Origin of the sequence: Tsuneonella litorea (assembly GCF_025154015.1) — a bacterium.
Classification (GTDB): domain Bacteria; phylum Pseudomonadota; class Alphaproteobacteria; order Sphingomonadales; family Sphingomonadaceae; genus Tsuneonella; species Tsuneonella litorea.
Genome location: NZ_JAOAMV010000002.1, coordinates 354,048 through 369,552, shown reverse-complemented (window position 1 = coordinate 369,552; position 15,505 = coordinate 354,048). Strand labels below are relative to the sequence as shown.

Annotated in this window: 16 protein-coding genes; 10 read left to right on the top strand and 6 right to left on the bottom strand. The window is 68.1% G+C overall.

Going from position 1 to position 15,505, the window contains the following annotated elements:
* Positions 1 to 5: 5 nt before the first annotated feature.
* Positions 6 to 1,346 (bottom strand): peptidylprolyl isomerase, encoded by a 1,341-nt coding sequence (locus N0B51_RS05265; RefSeq protein ID WP_259961195.1) that lies wholly within the window; start codon positions 1,344 to 1,346, stop codon positions 6 to 8.
* Between the two features lie 134 nt (positions 1,347 to 1,480).
* On the bottom strand, positions 1,481 to 3,829 hold the full coding sequence (locus N0B51_RS05260) for an LPS-assembly protein LptD (RefSeq protein ID WP_259961194.1): 2,349 nt from the start codon (positions 3,827 to 3,829) through the stop codon (positions 1,481 to 1,483).
* Positions 3,830 to 3,933: 104 nt separating this feature from the next.
* Between N0B51_RS05260 and N0B51_RS05255 the strand changes: the two genes are divergently transcribed.
* The 4 genes from N0B51_RS05255 (at position 3,934) to N0B51_RS05240 (ending at position 6,858) form a co-directional block, all read left to right on the top strand.
* Entirely contained in the window at positions 3,934 to 5,388 is a 1,455-nt protein-coding gene (locus tag N0B51_RS05255; RefSeq protein WP_259961193.1) for a leucyl aminopeptidase, read from the top strand.
* Positions 5,357 to 5,830, top strand: coding sequence for a DNA polymerase III subunit chi (locus tag N0B51_RS05250; RefSeq protein ID WP_311201829.1), 474 nt, complete (start codon positions 5,357 to 5,359; stop codon positions 5,828 to 5,830). Before N0B51_RS05255 ends, N0B51_RS05250 begins: the two co-directional genes overlap by 32 nt.
* Before the next feature lie 74 nt (positions 5,831 to 5,904).
* A complete protein-coding gene (gene ndk, locus N0B51_RS05245) occupies positions 5,905 to 6,327 on the top strand; it encodes a nucleoside-diphosphate kinase (protein ID WP_259961192.1) in 423 nt (140 codons plus the stop codon).
* Between the two features lie 90 nt (positions 6,328 to 6,417).
* A complete protein-coding gene (locus N0B51_RS05240; protein ID WP_259961191.1) occupies positions 6,418 to 6,858 on the top strand; it encodes a nuclear transport factor 2 family protein in 441 nt (146 codons plus the stop codon).
* A 49-nt stretch (positions 6,859 to 6,907) separates the two neighbouring features.
* Here N0B51_RS05240 and N0B51_RS05235 read toward each other — a convergent pair whose 3' ends face one another.
* Positions 6,908 to 8,107 carry a sulfotransferase family protein gene (locus N0B51_RS05235; RefSeq protein WP_259961190.1) on the bottom strand — a complete coding sequence of 400 codons (1,200 nt, stop codon included), beginning with the start codon at positions 8,105 to 8,107 and terminating at the stop codon, positions 6,908 to 6,910.
* Positions 8,107 to 9,069 carry a phosphoribosylglycinamide formyltransferase gene (purN, locus tag N0B51_RS05230; protein WP_259961189.1) on the bottom strand — a complete coding sequence of 321 codons (963 nt, stop codon included), beginning with the start codon at positions 9,067 to 9,069 and terminating at the stop codon, positions 8,107 to 8,109. Before purN ends, N0B51_RS05235 begins: the two co-directional genes overlap by 1 nt.
* A 59-nt stretch (positions 9,070 to 9,128) precedes the next feature.
* Between purN and N0B51_RS05225 the strand changes: the two genes are divergently transcribed.
* Positions 9,129 to 10,184 carry an AI-2E family transporter gene (locus tag N0B51_RS05225; RefSeq protein WP_259961187.1) on the top strand — a complete coding sequence of 352 codons (1,056 nt, stop codon included), beginning with the start codon at positions 9,129 to 9,131 and terminating at the stop codon, positions 10,182 to 10,184.
* A 7-nt stretch (positions 10,185 to 10,191) separates the two neighbouring features.
* Here the strand turns inward: N0B51_RS05225 and purM are convergent, their stop codons facing one another.
* Positions 10,192 to 11,298, bottom strand: coding sequence for a phosphoribosylformylglycinamidine cyclo-ligase (gene purM, locus N0B51_RS05220; RefSeq protein WP_259961186.1), 1,107 nt, complete (start codon positions 11,296 to 11,298; stop codon positions 10,192 to 10,194).
* 79 nt (positions 11,299 to 11,377) lie between these two features.
* Here purM and N0B51_RS05215 point away from each other — a divergent pair, with 79 nt between their 5' ends.
* Genes N0B51_RS05215 through N0B51_RS05195 form a run of 5 tightly spaced genes read left to right on the top strand, consistent with a single transcriptional unit; the run spans position 11,378 to position 14,517 of the window.
* Positions 11,378 to 12,640, top strand: coding sequence for a heavy-metal-associated domain-containing protein (locus tag N0B51_RS05215; RefSeq protein WP_259961184.1), 1,263 nt, complete (start codon positions 11,378 to 11,380; stop codon positions 12,638 to 12,640).
* Positions 12,640 to 13,251 (top strand): HdaA/DnaA family protein, encoded by a 612-nt coding sequence (locus N0B51_RS05210; RefSeq protein WP_259961182.1) that lies wholly within the window; start codon positions 12,640 to 12,642, stop codon positions 13,249 to 13,251. Before N0B51_RS05215 ends, N0B51_RS05210 begins: the two co-directional genes overlap by 1 nt.
* 28 nt (positions 13,252 to 13,279) lie before the next feature.
* The gene (gene epsC, locus N0B51_RS05205) at positions 13,280 to 13,984 is read left to right on the top strand and encodes a serine O-acetyltransferase EpsC (RefSeq protein ID WP_259961181.1); all 705 of its coding nucleotides are present in this window, start codon (positions 13,280 to 13,282) and stop codon (positions 13,982 to 13,984) included.
* A complete protein-coding gene (locus tag N0B51_RS05200) occupies positions 13,981 to 14,334 on the top strand; it encodes a DUF2794 domain-containing protein (protein WP_259961180.1) in 354 nt (117 codons plus the stop codon). The genes epsC and N0B51_RS05200 overlap by 4 nt, the downstream gene beginning before the upstream one ends.
* A gap of 39 nt (positions 14,335 to 14,373) precedes the next feature.
* Positions 14,374 to 14,517: a hypothetical protein gene (locus tag N0B51_RS05195; protein WP_259961179.1), complete on the top strand. Its 144-nt coding sequence runs from the start codon at positions 14,374 to 14,376 to the stop codon at positions 14,515 to 14,517.
* A gap of 16 nt (positions 14,518 to 14,533) precedes the next feature.
* Here N0B51_RS05195 and N0B51_RS05190 read toward each other — a convergent pair whose 3' ends face one another.
* Positions 14,534 to 15,466 (bottom strand): SDR family NAD(P)-dependent oxidoreductase, encoded by a 933-nt coding sequence (locus tag N0B51_RS05190; protein ID WP_259961178.1) that lies wholly within the window; start codon positions 15,464 to 15,466, stop codon positions 14,534 to 14,536.
* Positions 15,467 to 15,505 lie beyond the last annotated feature (39 nt).

Genomic DNA, 15,505 nt, shown 5'->3' with positions numbered 1-15,505 from the left:
CGGCCTCAGTTGTATTCGATCACCGCGTCGTTGCGCAGGTCGCGCAGGTAACGCTGCGCCCGCTTGTTGATCCGGTCGTCCTCGAGCTGGGACATCAGGTCGTCGAAGCTCGGCGCGTTTGCATCCTGCGGATCGTCGCGGCCGCACAGCATGAGAACGCTGACGCCTTCCTCCAGCCCGCCGAACGGCGGTGTGGTCTGCCCGATCTGGAGGTCGAGCAGCATCGACTGGATCTGCTCGGGCAGCGACCGCAGGACGATGCCGTCGCTGCTCGCGACCGTGGCGCCCATCGCCGCCGCCACTTCGTCGGCGCTTCCGCATCCCCGCATCTGGCCCACGCCGGCGACGAATTTCTGCAACCCCGCCTGAGCCTCGGCCTCGGTCGTGCCGGGCGCGAACTCGAGCGAAATCTGCTTGAGGCTGAGCACCGCATCGCGGGCATCGGCCATCAACACGGCCTTCTTGTCGATCAACGCCAGAACCGAGAAACCGCCCGAGTTCTCGATCGGGCCGACCAGCTGGCCGACCTGCATCTGGCGCGCGGCCACGGCAAGTTCGCTCGGCAGCATTTCGAGCCGCACGAACCCGAGGTCGCCGCCCGCCGCCGCCGTGGAGGATTCGGAGAACTGGCGCGCATAGCCCACGAAGCTGCCGCCCTGACGCAGCTGCTCCATGATCTTGCGCATGTTCTCGACCACCTGCTCGCGGTTCTCGGGCGTGGCTGCCATCCAGATTTCGCCGAGGCGATATTCCTCGGTGCCGCGGCTGGCCTCGAGCCGGGCCATCATCTCGTTCACTTCTTCGGCCGAGACATTGATGAACGGCGCCACGTTTCGGCGCAGCAGCCGCTGCCACGACAGTTCGCCCAGAATCTGCCGCTTGAGCGATGCCGGCGACGAGCCGATCCGGGCGAGGTATTCGTCCATCGCCTGCACGTTCTGACCGAAGTTCTGCGCCGCCACCCGGGCATAGGTCTGGTCGACCTCTGCCTGGCTAACCTCGATTTCCTGGGCCTTGGCTTCCTGGATCTGGAGGGTCTCGTCGATCAGGTTGCGCAGGACCTGCGTGCGCAGGCGCTGCAGTTCCTCGCCCTCGATCTGGCCCTTCGACGCCGCGAGCACCAGCGCGGTGCGCTGGTCGACGTCGGTACCGGTGATGATCTGGCCGTTCACGACCGCGGTCGGCTTGCGCAGGTTGGGATCGTTCTGGCCCAGAACGGAGAGGGTCCTCGGCAGGTTGAGGCCGCCCGCGTCCGGCGCCTCCTGCGCCGCGGCGGCGAGCGGAGAGATGACGAGGCCGACAGCCGCGAAACCGTTGACAAGCCTGGAAAGTGTTCGTTCGATCACGCCTTGGTCCGTTTACGTCGACGCCGGGAAACGGCGCCCGATGATGCCCGGGCGGGTGCGCCAGAACGGCTTAACCCAAGCTGAGTGCGGGCGGGCGTTAGCCTGTTGATGGCCGCCTGCCAACTGGGCTCGCGTCACCGGAAGCCGAGGTTCCGGAGCGCGAAGTAGAACTGGAAGGTATTGCCCCGCCGCGCGTCGCCCTGGTCCAGGTAGTCGCGCCGCCAAGTCGCACCCAGCTCGAGGCAGTCGTCCTGGTAGGCGACGCCGATGCGCGTGCGGATGGGATCGAACCCGTCCGATGCCTGGGTGGGGTCTTCGCTGCGGTCGGTCAGGTTGAACACGCCCGACCCGAACAGCGACCAGTAACGCGCAAAGGCGACCCGGCCGGCCAGCCGTAGTTCCTCGCGATCGCGCAGGTCCTCGATCGTCGGCGAAACGTCGCGGTTGAGGCGGAGGTAGCCCGCTTCGAGATACGTCCGGCTCGATCCCACGGTGGCATCGATCTCGTTGCGGCGAACCGCGAGGCTGTCCTTGTCGAGCCGGAACCGGTGGGTGAACTTGACGAAGTCCTTGTAGCGCACCTGGGTCCTGCCGACGAAGTCGGAAACCCGCTCGCTCAGCCCGGTGCCGTCCGGCAGGATGGTCGCGCGGTTGTTGAGGCGCACCGATTGCCCGATGGTGGTGGAGATGCGCCAGTCCGTGCGCCGCAGCTTCCAGTCGAGCCCGTAGGTGATCCGCGGCCCGTCCTCTATCCGATCGTAACCGGGGAAGCGATTGAGGGCGAAGAGGTTGGAATCTTCAAGATCGATCGCGCGTGCGTCTTCGTTCGGTACCGCCAGGTTGCGGATCGGCGGGGTGACGACGACCTGCACCCGTGGGGTCAGTACCTGCGTGCCGCCGAATGCGGGACCGACGAGCGGCCATTCGAGGTCGGCGGCGGCCAGTGCCACTCCGCGCGTTTCCCAGCCCGGATTGCCGCGATAGCTGGCGGTCGCGGTCAGACCGTTTTCGTCCGAATGATAGACGTCGCCGCGCAGGAGCCCGGTCAGCGTCAGCAGCTGGCCCCACCCGGTGACCCGCTTCAGGTCCCACTTGGCTCCGAGGAACGCGCGCTGGGTATCCTGGCCCTCGCTGCGGAACAGCGCCAGCGAATTGGCCTGCAGTTCGAGCTTGCCGCCGCCGAGGAACCCGGTGTCGATCCGGCGGCGGTAGTCGATCAGCGGCAGTGCGACCGGGACTTGCCCCTGCGGAACCCCGAGGCGGAGGGTCTGGGTCGCATAGCCGGCGATTGCCAGGTACGAATCCGCGTCGATCCGTTCGATCTCGGCGATCGAGCGCAGGCGATCGTCGCGGCTGATGTCGTAGCGCCGCAGGAACGTGCGGTCGCTCGTCCGCCGGGCCGAGAATGTGAGGCTCCAGTTGGGATCGAACTGAAACCTGCCGTTGGCGAACAGATAGCCGCGGAACCGGTTGTCTCCTGTCGGCTCACCGCCGAACGGGTCGAGCCGCCGGCTGTAGGTCATGTATCCGGTCACCTGGTAGGCGCCGAGGTCGGTCAGGTGCCGCCACTGGCCCGACACCATCGGCGGCGCTCCGGTGAAGGCATAGCCGCTGAGGGTCAGGTCCCTGTTCGGCGCGAGGTTCAGGTAATACGACCCCGACAGCTCCAGCCCGTTGTTGCGCGAATACTGGATGTCGGGGATGAGGAAGCCGGAAACCGGGCGCCCGTCGGTGCGCACCGCCAGCCCGGGAAGCGGAATCAACCGGGCTCCGAAGATTTCCAGGTAGGCGCCCTGGAAGCGGACGCGCTTGTCGGCGGGCGAATAAGTCACCCGGTCGGCGGTGATGCGCCAGCTCGGTTCGCGCGGGCAACCCTCGCGGTCGACGACCTCGCAGCCGGTGTAAGCCGCGCGGGTCAACTCGATCGTGCCGTCGGCAAGCCGCTTGCCGTTGGCGGCAGCGAGTCGCCCGCCTTCGCGCAGTGACAGCAGAAGGTCTTCCATCGCGCCCGCCTCGAACGCGTCGGTCAGCTCGATCCGGCTGGTATAGAGCTGGTTGCCGTCCTCGTCGACGAAGCGCACGTTTCCGGTTGCGACGATCTGGCCATTCGAGCGGCTCCAGGTGACCTCGTCGGCCCGGACCGAGCGGTCTTCGCTGCGCAGAACGACATCGCCGGTGGCGGTGACCGTGTCGGCGTCCGAATCGTAGGCGACACTGTCGGCCTCGAAGTTGATCTGCCGGTCGCTGGTCGGGGCGGGCGGGAGTGCGGAAACGTCGACCGGCGGCATCGGCGTCGCCAGGTCTGGCGGCACGCCTTCGGGCTGATCGGTCGTGCCCATGCCCGGCGCAGGCCCTTCCTGGGCCCAGGCGGGCAGCGCAAGCAGGGCGAGCGCAAGCGCGCCTAGGCTGGCGGCGCTGGCGCGGCGCGAGGCGCGCAAGCGGCGGCCCGGGGCTTGCTGCATTCCGATCGACGCGGGGAGCATTGCTTGCCTATCGCAGCACTGCCGCCTAATCGCAATCGCCATCCTGAACCGGTGTGCGCCAGGATGCGCGGTTGCCGGGACGAACATAATTTGCCGGAGTTTCCATGCAGATCACCTTTGCCGACACAATCCCCGCCGGAATCTCGATCGTGGCCCGGGTGGTCGACCAGGACACGCTGCCCGGCGATCTCGAGCGGCCCATCGCCGAGGGCGCCCGGGCGGCCCGCTTCAAGGGCCGCGCGGGACAGGTATTCGACGGTTTTGCCGAGCGGGAAGGCGCGGTCGTCCGCGTGGCGCTGGCGGGAGCGGGCGAAAAGGGCGACGAGGCGCGGCTGGCCAATCTCGAGAAGGCGGGCGCCGGCCTTGCCGCGAAGTACGCCTGTTCGGGGTCGGACTCGCTTGCTGTGGAACTGGGCGGGCTCTCGGCCGAGGAAGCGGCGGCCGTGCTGATGGGGGTGCGGCTGCGCACCTGGCGCTACGATCGTTATCGCACGAAGATGAAGGACGAGCAGAAGGTCACGCTCGACAAGGTCATCGCGGTTGGCGCGGTCGATGGCGCCGAAGCCGCGTGGACCGATGCGGCCGCGGTCGCCGACGGGGTCGAACTGACGAAGGAACTCGTCACCGAGCCGGCCAACGTGATCTATCCCGAATCGTTCGTCGAGCGGGTCAAGGGTCCGTTCGAGAAGGCCGGGCTCAAGGTCCGGGTGCTCGATGTCGACGAGATGACGAAGCTCGGCATGGGCGCGCTGCTCGGCGTGGGGCAGGGGTCGGACCGCCCCTCGCGCCTGCTCGTGGTCGAGTGGAACGGCGGCGTCAAGGGCGCCAGGCCAACCGCGTTCGTCGGCAAGGGCGTGACCTTCGACACCGGCGGTATCAGCCTGAAGCCGGGGCCGGGGATGGGCGACATGAAGTGGGACATGGGCGGCGCGGGCGCCGTCGCCGGCGCCATGCTGGCGCTCGCCAGGCGGAAGGCGAAGGCCAACGTCGTGGCGGTCATGGGGCTGGTCGAGAACATGCCGGACGGCAAGGCGATGCGGCCCGGCGACGTGGTCACCACCATGAGCGGCCAGACGGTCGAGGTGCTCAACACCGACGCGGAAGGACGCCTGGTCCTGTGCGATGCGATCACCTGGGTGCAGAAGGAATACGATCCGGTCGCGATCGTCGACTTCGCGACGCTGACGGGCGCGATCCTGATCAGCCTCGGCACCGAGCATGCGGGGCTGTTCTCGAACGACGACGGGCTTGCCGATTCGCTGCTCAGGGCGGGGCGCGAAAGCGGCGACAAGCTGTGGCGGATGCCGCTCGCCCCGGCCTATGACAAGCTGCTCGATTCGCCGATCGCCGACATGCAGAACATCGGCCCGCGCGAAGGCGGCTCGATCACCGCGGCGCAGTTTCTCCAGCGGTTCGTCGACAAGGGCCGCGCCTGGGCGCACTGCGACATCGCCGGCATGGTCTGGGCGGCCAAGCCCGGCGCGACCTGGGGCAAGGGCGCGACCGGATACGGCGTGCGCCTGATCGATCGCTACGTGCGCGACACGCTGGAGAGCTGACCTGAAGCAGCTCAGCTTCTACCTTTCGGGGGAGCGCCCGGTCGACCAGGTGCTCCCCATCATCATGCGCGGCGCCATGGCCAAGGGGCAACGCGTGCTCGTCGTCGCCGACGACGAGGCCGATCTCGACCGCCTGGGCGCGGCCATGTGGAACGCGAACCCGGCCGCTTTCGTCGCCAATGGCAAGGCGTCCGACGGCCACGCCGCGCGCCAGCCGATTCTCCTGTCAACGGAATGCATCGCGGCGAATGGCGCCGCGGTCATCGCGCTTGCCGACGGTCGGTGGCGCGAGGAAGCCGAGGGTTTCGAACGCGCGCTGCTGTTCTTCGACGACCGCCAGCGCGACTCGGTGCGGGCGATCTGGCGCCGCTTCGACGATCGCGAAGACGTCGAGCGGGAATACTACGCGGTCGAGGATGGCAAGTGGGTGAAGAAGGCCTGACGCTTGCGCCTCGTGCAAGTCCCCGTTAGGGGCGCGCGCAATTCTCCCACCCCGCAGTTCGCAAGGAAAAACCCATGGCGGTCACCCGCACCTTTTCGATCATCAAGCCCGATGCCACCCGCCGCAACCTGACCGGCGCGGTCACCAAGATGCTCGAGGACGCCGGCCTGCGCGTCGTCGCCAGCAAGCGCATCCACATGACCCGCGAGCAGGCTGAGGGCTTTTACGCGGTGCACAAGGAACGCCCCTTCTTCGGCGAGCTGGTCGAATTCATGACCAGCGGCCCGGTGGTCGTGCAGGTCCTCGAGGGCGAGGATGCCGTGAAGCGCAACCGCGACGTGATGGGCGCGACCAATCCCAAGGACGCGGAGGACGGCACGATCCGCAAGACCTTCGCGGAAAGCATCGAGGCCAATTCGGTCCACGGCTCGGACTCGGAAGAGAACGCCAGGATCGAGATCGATTATTTCTTCAAGCCGGAAGAAATCGTCGGCTGATCGGCCTTTGGGGGTCGGCCTGTCTGATCCCCTGCTCGTTCGGGCGATAGCGCTGGCGGCCATCCCCGCCGGCGTGGTATTCGGCGTGCCATGCCCTGGGGTCGTAGCCAGAAGAGCAAGGCGCTCGTCGCGCGTTTCGTCGCGGCTACCAACGCGCACGACATCGCGGCGATGCGCGAGCTCGTCAGCGAGGATTTCACCTACATCGACAGCTGGCGCGAGGGCGTGACGGGCCGCGATACCGTCATGCTTGGGGTGGAACGGCTGTTTGACGCCGACCCGGGTTTCCGCGTCGAGGTGGAAACCGTCAGCTTCAGCGATCCCTTCGTCCTCATGCGCGGCTGGGCGAACAGCGCGTTGCCCGCTTTCGGCCGGCGGCGTGCGGTATGGCGGGCGCGCTGCGAAAGCGGCTTCATCAGCGAGTGGCAGTCGTGGGCCGAAGGCGGCCCTCCGGCGATGAACCGGACCTATTCGCCCGAAGCTTCGCAACTCATGGCGGACCGCGACGGCGCGCCGCCCACTGTCGTCTGAACCCCTTCACAAGGCCACTGCTGGCCCCGATTGCCGGGCCCGCGCACGGTCAACCGGTTGATCGCGCGAAGCGCCGAAGCGCCTTGCCGTGCGCACGATGGGGCGATCGCGCTGCTTCTCTTTGCTCTCGCTCCATGGCCGCCAGGGCCTCCGGCGACAGGGGCAGTCCGAGCGCTGTGTACAGCGCGCCGATCGCCGTTCGCCAGTCGGCGTCGAGATCGTCGTACCGCACCGTGGCGACGGGGCCGTCGTGTGCACCGAGGGCCGCTTCGATCCGTTCGTCGCGCAGGGCCAGCTTGCGCCGCCATTCGTTGCGAATGGCGGCGAGGTCGCTCGCAGGCGACTGGAAGGCCGATTGGCCCGCGACCATGGATACCGCGCTGTCGAGAATCGCATCGCTCGCGCGCCTGGCGATCACCACGCGCGCGCAGGGAAACGCGGCGAGCAGAGCGGGCAGATCCTCGGCGAATTGCGGGCACTTGAGCACGCGCGGGCGCGGGCCGTCGTTCATCGTCGCTGCGTCGGTGCGCAGGATCCGGGCGAACTCGCGGTACACCGGCGCTGCGTCGTGCGCCTCACTCCAGCCGACAAAGGAAGGGATGCGCCACTGCGCCTCGTAGGCACAAGGCGAAAGCGCGGACGAGAGCCAGCCGATCTCCTCGTCCGCGCGAGTGGCGCCGAAGGGGTGGAGCGTGTCGAGCCAGGGATTGATCCGGCGGGCGATCGCGAGCGCGAACGCCGCCTTGAGCGGGCGTAGGTCGGGTCTCCGGGGAACCGGATCGAAGCTGTTGCAGAACCGGGTCGCGCAGAGCGCGGGATCGGCCGCGAGAAGCCGGTGCACCCGGGTCGTTCCGCTGCGCATCTGGCCCACGACCACGATCGGCGTCGCGAGCGGCGCGTTGGCAAGCTCGGGGCGATGACGCCACAGGCGGCCCAGCGCGTGCCGCTTGCGGATGGCGCCAGTCAATTGCCCGTAGGCCATCGTGTGGCCGAGCGCGTTGAGGTCGGCCTCCTCGCGCAGTGCCCGGCAGAGCCGATCGAGCCGCTCGCGGAAATCCTGGCGGTCCTCCTCGCAGCGGCCCCCGGCTTCGTCGTTTGCGTCGAACCCGCGCGCGCCGATGCGCCAGAGGTCTTCCGGCTCCAGCGGCGGTCTGGGGGTAATTCCGCTCCGCCAGATGGCCGCGACGGCACGGTCGGCGATGCGCGCGGCGGGCGCGACCGCCAGCGGATGCGGGCGGGGCGGCGCCATCAGAACTCGTCGGCGACGTCGAGCAGGCGGGTCGCGGACTTGGGCGCCACCGCGCGCCAGCTCCTCTGGAGCCAGTCGGCGACGTCGTTCCAGTCGAGTCCCGGGCGGTTGAGGATCACCCCGATCCAGCCCCCCGCGCCGTAGTAGGCGGGTTTGTGGTAGGCGTGCGGCTGCGCTTCGACGAGGCCCTCGAGTTCGTCCATGCTGGCGGCCTTGACCAGCAGGGAAATGTGCGGGGTGCCGTGGTGCTGGTCGGAGAAATGGGCGAAGAACTTGCCCGACTTCTCGCTCCCCGCGCGCCAGCCGGGCGCGCCGTGGCTTTCGCGCTCGTGCGTCTCTGGCAGGTCGAGCGCGAGCGCGCGCACGCGCTCGAGCAGCCATGCCGGGTCGTTCGGACGCGACACGTATTCTTCGAGCACACGCGGGAAAAGCTGGTGTTCCGCGATCAACACGCGCGCCGCCAGGCTGGCCTCGGTATCGCCGGGCATGATCGCGACCTTCGTCTGGCCGAGCACTTCGCCGGCGTCGAGCTCTTCCGTGACGAGGTGGACGCTGCACCCGCCGTGCGCGTCGCCCGCCTCGAGCGCGCTGCGATGGGTGTGGAGGCCGCGATACCTGGGCAGGAGCGAGGGGTGGATGTTGAGCATCCGGTCCTTCCAGCCCCGCACGAACTCGGCACCTAGGACCCGCATGTATCCGGCCAGCGCGACATATTCCGCGCCGGCTCGCCGGATGGCCGCGTCCATCGCGGCGTCGTGTGCCGCCCGGTCCATGCCCCTGTGGCTGAGCGCGAAAGTGGGCACGCCCTCGGCTTCGGCAAGCTTCAGCCCCGCGGCCGCAGGATCGTTGCTCGCCACCAGGACGATCTCGTATGCGCTGCCCGCGCGCCGGCTGGCGTAGAGCAGCGCCGCCATGTTGGTGCCGCTGCCCGAGATGAGCACCGCCACGCGCGCCTTCGCCAACTGGATTCTCCCGCACGCCCCGAGGAACCGATTGCCCCGGCGGATGCTTGTGCCAGCACATGGGACCTCCGCTCAAGCCCCGCCCGGAAGATATACCGTACCTGCGCAGGCTCGGCTGGACAGTCGCCATCGCCGCCGCGCTGCTGGTCGCCTGGCGCGCCGCGGACCTCCTGTTGCTGGCTTTCGGGTCCGTCATCGGCGCGGTCCTCTTCCGCAGCGCCGCGCGGCTGTTCGCGAAGGCGGGAGTGACCAGTCCGAAGGCCGCGCTCGTGCTCGGGGTGCTCGTGTCGCTCGGCCTGTTCGGGGTGGTGGGCTGGCTGCTCGTTGTTCAGTTCGGCAACGACGTAGCCGCGATGATCGACAACCTGCCTTCGATCATCGCTTCGATCGAGGAAACGATGAGTGTCACCCCCGTGGGCGAGGCAATCGTGCGCGCGGCCGAGGCGGCGGTTGCCGGGAGTGCGATCGCCGATCGGCTCGGCTCGCTCGCCGCGGGCGCGGGCGAAGTGCTGCTCAACTTCCTCATCGTGGTCGTTGGCGCGCTTTTCCTCGCGGCCAACCCGCGGCCCTATATCCGCGCGGCGGTTCTGTTGACCCCGCCCGACGGGCGTCCGGTGGTCGAGCGGACGATCGACCGGATGGGTAGGGCATTGCGCCTGTGGCTGAAATCCAAGCTGATCTCGATGACCGTGATGGCGATACTGATCGGCGGCGCGCTGTGGCTTGCCGGGCTCGAGAACTGGGCCGCGCTCGGCCTGCTCGGCGGCTTGTCGGAGTTCATTCCGTATGTCGGCCCGGCGGTCGCCATGCTGCCCGCAATCGGCCTCGCCACAGCGCAGGGAAGCGACGTCCTGGCTTACACGCTGGTGGCGTACGTCGCGGTACGGGTGATCGAGGCGTGGCTCGTCACGCCGGTGGTCAACCGCCGGGTGGTCGATATTCCGCCCGCGCTTACGCTGTTCACGATCCTGGGCGTCGGGGCGGTCTTCGGCCTCTACGGCGTGTTCTTCGCCGGCGCGCTGCTGGTCGTGGCTTTCGTGGGGGTGCGCGAGATCTACCTGCGCGAGACGCTGGGCGAAGACATCGACGGCATCCCGGACGGGGCCGGAAGATAGCGTCGCGTCAGGCGGTGTGGCGGGCTTCCCACGCCGCGCGGCTCGACCATGTGCCGTCCGATCCGCGCACGGTGCATCCCCGGGGTCCCTCGATAACCTCTCCGATGCGGCTCACGCTTTCGCCGTTCGCCTCGAGGTAGGCCGCCACTTCGCGCGCCATGTCGGGCGCGACCGCGAGGACCATGCCGATTCCGCAGTTGAAGGTGCGCGCCATTTCGCCCGGCTCGATGTTTCCCTGCGCCTGCAGGAAGGCCATCAGTCGCGGCTGCTCCCACGCGTCGGCGTCGATCACCGCGTGCGCGCTCTCGGGGAGCACGCGGGGGACGTTTTCGAGCAGGCCGCCGCCGGTGATGTGGGCGAGCGCGTCGATCTTGCCCGAGCGGACCAGCGGCAGCAGCGCCCTGACGTAAATGCGCGTCGGCGCGGCGAGCGCGTCGATCAGCAGCGTGTCCTGGTCGAACAGGGCGGGGCGGTCCATGCGCCATCCCATGTCCGCGGCCAGGCGGCGGACCAGCGAATAGCCGTTCGAATGCACGCCCGAACTGGCCAGGCCGAGCAGGACGTGACCCGGCGCGACCTTGTCGCCGGTCAGTTGCTCGCCGCGCTCGACCGCGCCGACGCAGAAGCCTGCCAGATCGTAGTCGCCGGCAGCATACATCCCTGGCATTTCCGCGGTCTCGCCTCCGATGAGCGCGCAGCCGGCCTGCCTGCAACCTTCCGCTATGCCGGCAATCACCCGCTCGGCGATCCCGTTCTCGAGCTTGCCGGTGGCGAAGTAGTCGAGGAAGAACAGCGGTTCGGCGCCCTGGACGATCAGGTCGTTCACGCACATCGCGACAAGGTCGATGCCCACGCTGTCGTGCCGGTCGTGATCGATCGCCAGCTTGAGCTTGGTGCCCACGCCGTCGTTCGCGGCGACCAGCAGCGGGTCTTCGTATCCGGCAGCCCGGGGATCGAAGAACCCGCCGAATCCGCCCAGTTCGCTGGTCGCCCCGGGGCGCGCGGTGGATTTTGCGAGCGGGCCGATCGCGCGCACCAGCGCGTTGCCGGCGTCGATCGAGACTCCAGCGGATTCGTAGGTATAGGGGCGAGGAGGCGAGCCATTCGATGCCATGCGATCGCCCTGACGCATTCCCGCTTGGATTTCCATGCCCGTTTGGGCAAAAGGCCGCCAGTTTTCCCCTATGGCACCCATGCAAACCCTTCTGCGCGACCCGCGCCGCGCCACGATCATCGTCGCAGCGGGACTGATCGCGGCCATCATCCTCGCGCTCGGCGGGCGGGCGCTCTACGCGCAGATCGCCGGCGATCGCGGGATCGCTGCGGTCGCCGCGTCGGGCGACATCCAGGTCGGTGGCATCGACGTCGACGTGACCGCCAAGACCGCCGAGGAAGCGCGCGAGCAGGGGTGGAAGCAGGCGATGAAGCTCGCCTGGAAGAAGATCGATGGTCCGGCCATTCCGGACGGCCAGCTCTATTCGCTGGTTTCCTCGGTCGTCATCGAGCACGAGGAACTTGGACCCGGCCGATACATCGCCCGGCTCGGGGTGGTGTTCGATCGCGCGCGGGCCGGCGGGCTTCTCGGCCGCGGAGAGAACGTCCAGCACTCGGCACCGCTGCTGCTGGTTCCGGTGACTTTCAGCGCCGGCACCCAGACGGTCTACGAAATTCGCAATCCCTGGCAGCGTGCGTGGGCCGAATACCAGCCGGGCGCCAGCAAGATCGATTACGTTCGCCCATCGGGTGCGGGGGGCGATTCGCTTCTGCTGACTTATGGCCAGGTGGGACGCCGCAGCCGGACGTGGTGGCGGAACGTGCTCGACCAGTTCGGCGCCTCCGATGTGCTCATCGCGATCGCCGACCTCGATTATGCGTATCCGGGCGGCCCGGTGAAGGGCACCTTCACCGCCCGTCACGGCCCGGACAGCGAGTTCCTCGAGAGCTTCACGCTCTCCGCGCCGAACCAGGACGCGCTGCCCGCGATGCTCGACAAGGCGGTCCTGCGGTTCAACGCGATCTTCGAAAGCGCCCTCGATGCTGGCAAGCTGAAGCCGGATTCCACCCTCAACCTCGGCGCGCCCCAGGTCGATCCCGCGCTCCAGCGACTGATTGAGTACGGACGCGCTGCCGAGGCGCAGGAGCGCGCGCGCCAGGCGCAGGCGACCGCGGGTCCGGTGCCGGGCGAAACGCCTGCGCCGGCCGCGCCGGCTCCCGCGGTGGTGTCGAGCTTCTCGGTCCAGTTCGCGACGCCCAATGCCGGCGCCTTCGACGCGTCGCTCTCGGCGGTCCGCGCCACGCCCGGCGTGCGCGGGGCGGCGGCGACGAGCACCGCGATCGGCGGCACGTCGGTGATGACCGTCAGCTTCGCCGGCGACATCAACGCGCTTGCCGCCGCGCTGCGGGCTCGCGGGTTTACCGTCCGGCAGGCGGGAGCCGGACTGGCGATCAGCCGCTGATGGGCCAGATCGCGCTGCCGCTGACGGTGCGGCGGGCAGACGACCCCGGACGGATCGTCGTCGGCAACGCCAACCGCGCGGCGATCGATGCCCTGTCGGATCCTTCGGCCTGGCCCTTCGGCACGGCGATCCTTGCGGGACCGCCGCGCAGCGGAAAGTCGCTCCTCGCGCGATGGGCCGCCGTACAGGGCGACCTCGCGGCGATCGACGGCGCCGACGCGGTCGATGAAACCGACCTGTTCCACCGGTGGAATCGCGCGCAGGAAAGTGGCCGTCCGCTGCTGATCGTGACCGATCGCGACCCGTGGGAGATCGCGCTGCCCGATCTGCGCAGCCGCCTCGGAGCGGCATGGCACCTCGAGATCGGGGTTCCCGACGATGAAATGGTCGGCGCTCTGATCGAAGCCCATGCCGAAGCGCGCGGTCTTGCGCTTGGCGACGGCGCGCTTACCTACCTGCTTCCGCGGCTCGAGCGCAGCTTCGCCGGGATCGAGAACGTCGTGGCAGCGATCGACCGGCTCAGCCTCGAGCGCAAGGTCCCGCCGACGCTGTCGGTCTGGCGCGATGCGCTCGAAGCTGTGCAGGGGGCAGAGCAGCCCCGCTTGCTTTGACGCGCGATCGGTGGGAGATTCGCGAAGAATGTTCGAGAAACTGACAGCCTATCTCGACTCGGTGCGCGCGCGCGATCCGGCGCCGCATTCGCGGTGGGAGATCCTGCTGTACCCAGGCGTGCTCGCCCTGGGGCTGCACCGCGTGGCCCATTGGCTGTACGAGGCGAAGCTTTATTTTCTCGCCCGTTTCGTCAACCATTTCAGCCGCTTCCTGACTGCGATCGACATCCATCCCGGGGCCGAGATCGGCAGGAACCTGTTCATCGACCACGGCTTCACGGTGATCGGCGAGACGGCCGAGATCGGTGACAACGTCACGATCTACCAGTGTGTCACGCTAGGCGGAACCAACCCGACCAACGGCGTCAAGGGCAAGCGGCATCCGACGATCGCCGATAACGTCATCATCGGTTCGGGCGCACAGGTGATCGGGCCGATCACCGTTGGCGCGCGCGCGCGAATCGGCGCCAACGCGGTCGTCACCGACGACGTCCCCGAAGGCGCCACCATGATCGGGCTCAAGGCGCGGAGCACGCTCGTCCCGGCCGAGGAATGGATGAAGGAATTCCTCCCTTATGGCACGCCATGCGACGATCCGTGCGCTCCGAGCCGCGACTGCGTGGAGAAGCTGGAAAGCGAACTCGCCAGCCTCCGCGCCGAGATCGCCGAGCTCAAGGCGTCGGTAGGCGAGGGCGTGCAGGTGAGCCGCCGCGGCGGGGCCAAGCGCGGATGAGCCTCGGTGTTGGCGGTTCCGTCGTTCCCTTTCCCGGCCGTGTTCCCAATCAGGTCGGTTTCGAGCGCGAGGAATTGATGCGCATCCTCGATCTTTATGGCCGAATGGTCGCAGCCGGCGAATGGCGCGATTACGCAATGGACTTCACCAAGGATTATGCCGCTTTCGCCGCATTTCGGCGGACCACCGAGCGGCCCCAGGCACGGATCGAAAAGCGTCCCGCGCTACGCAATCGTCAGGGCATGTGGACTCTGTTCGGAGAACACGGCCAGATCCTGAAGCGCGGGCACGAACTCGCGGGCGTGCTTGCGCCGATGGAACGGCGTCTGGTTAAGGCGGTCGAAGGCTAGTGGATGGACAGCACTCCTGAAGAGATCTAAACTCTTCAAATGACTACCGAACTGGACACCCTTTTCGCGCGGCGGCAGTTACGCCTTAATCGCAAGAAGATTCTAGCGCTGGTCGCCTTCGGGCTGCCAGCCACCGCGTTGGCGGTGGCTGGCGCCACGGTCGCCCTGATGGGCGGTCTCTGATTTAAAGGCTTTTCGGTCAGCCCCGCGTCGAGCTTGGCGCGGCGTCGCCCATGACCTTTTGCATCGCCTTGAGGATCGCGCCCGACTGCTCGGCGCCCGAGTTGGGTGCGTGGAGGTTGTTCTGGGCCGAGATCTGCTCCCAGTGCGCGGCGAAACCTTCGACGGTACGCTCTTCCTCGGGCAGCCACACGGCGTCGTTCATCATCACCCACGCCGAGTGGTAGCCGCCGCCGCCCGCGCCGACGATGGCGTTGGTCGGCGCGTCCTCGCTCACGAGATAGAGCGCGGCCGGGACCACGTTTTCAGGCGCGAACAGCTTGAACGCCTGCTCGGGGAACAGGTCCTCGGTCATGCGCGTGCCGGCAACCGGGCTGAGGGTGTTGACCTTGATGTTGTACTTCGCGCCTTCGAGCTGGAGGGTCTTTGTCAGGCCCGCGAGGCCCAGCTTGGCGGCACCGTAGTTCGCCTGGCCGAAGTTGCCGAACAGGCCGGTCGAGGAAGCGGTCATCAGGATGCGGCCGTAGGCCTGCTCGCGCATCAGTTCCCAGCACGCCTTGGTGACGAAGGCCGATCCCGTGAGGTGGACCTTGAGCACGAACTCGAAGTCCTCGGGGCTCATCTTGGCGAAAGTCTTGTCGCGCAGGACGCCCGCGTTGTTGATCAGGATGTGGACGCCGCCCCACTTCTGCTTCGCGTCGGCAACCATCTTTTCCATCTGCTCGAACTCGGTGACCGAACCGCCGTTCGACATCGCCTCGCCGCCCATCTTCTCGATTTCCTCGACGACCTGCAGCGCCATGTCGGAATGGCCGGTACCGTCGCGCGCGCCGCCGAGGTCGTTGACCACGACCTTCGCGCCGCGCCGCGCCAGTTCGAGCGCGTATTCGCGGCCCAGGCCCCCGCCGGCGCCGGTGACGATGGCGACCTTGTCTTTGAACGAGATGGTCATGGCTATGCTCTCCAGTCTGTGCAGCGCGCAGGTTTACGC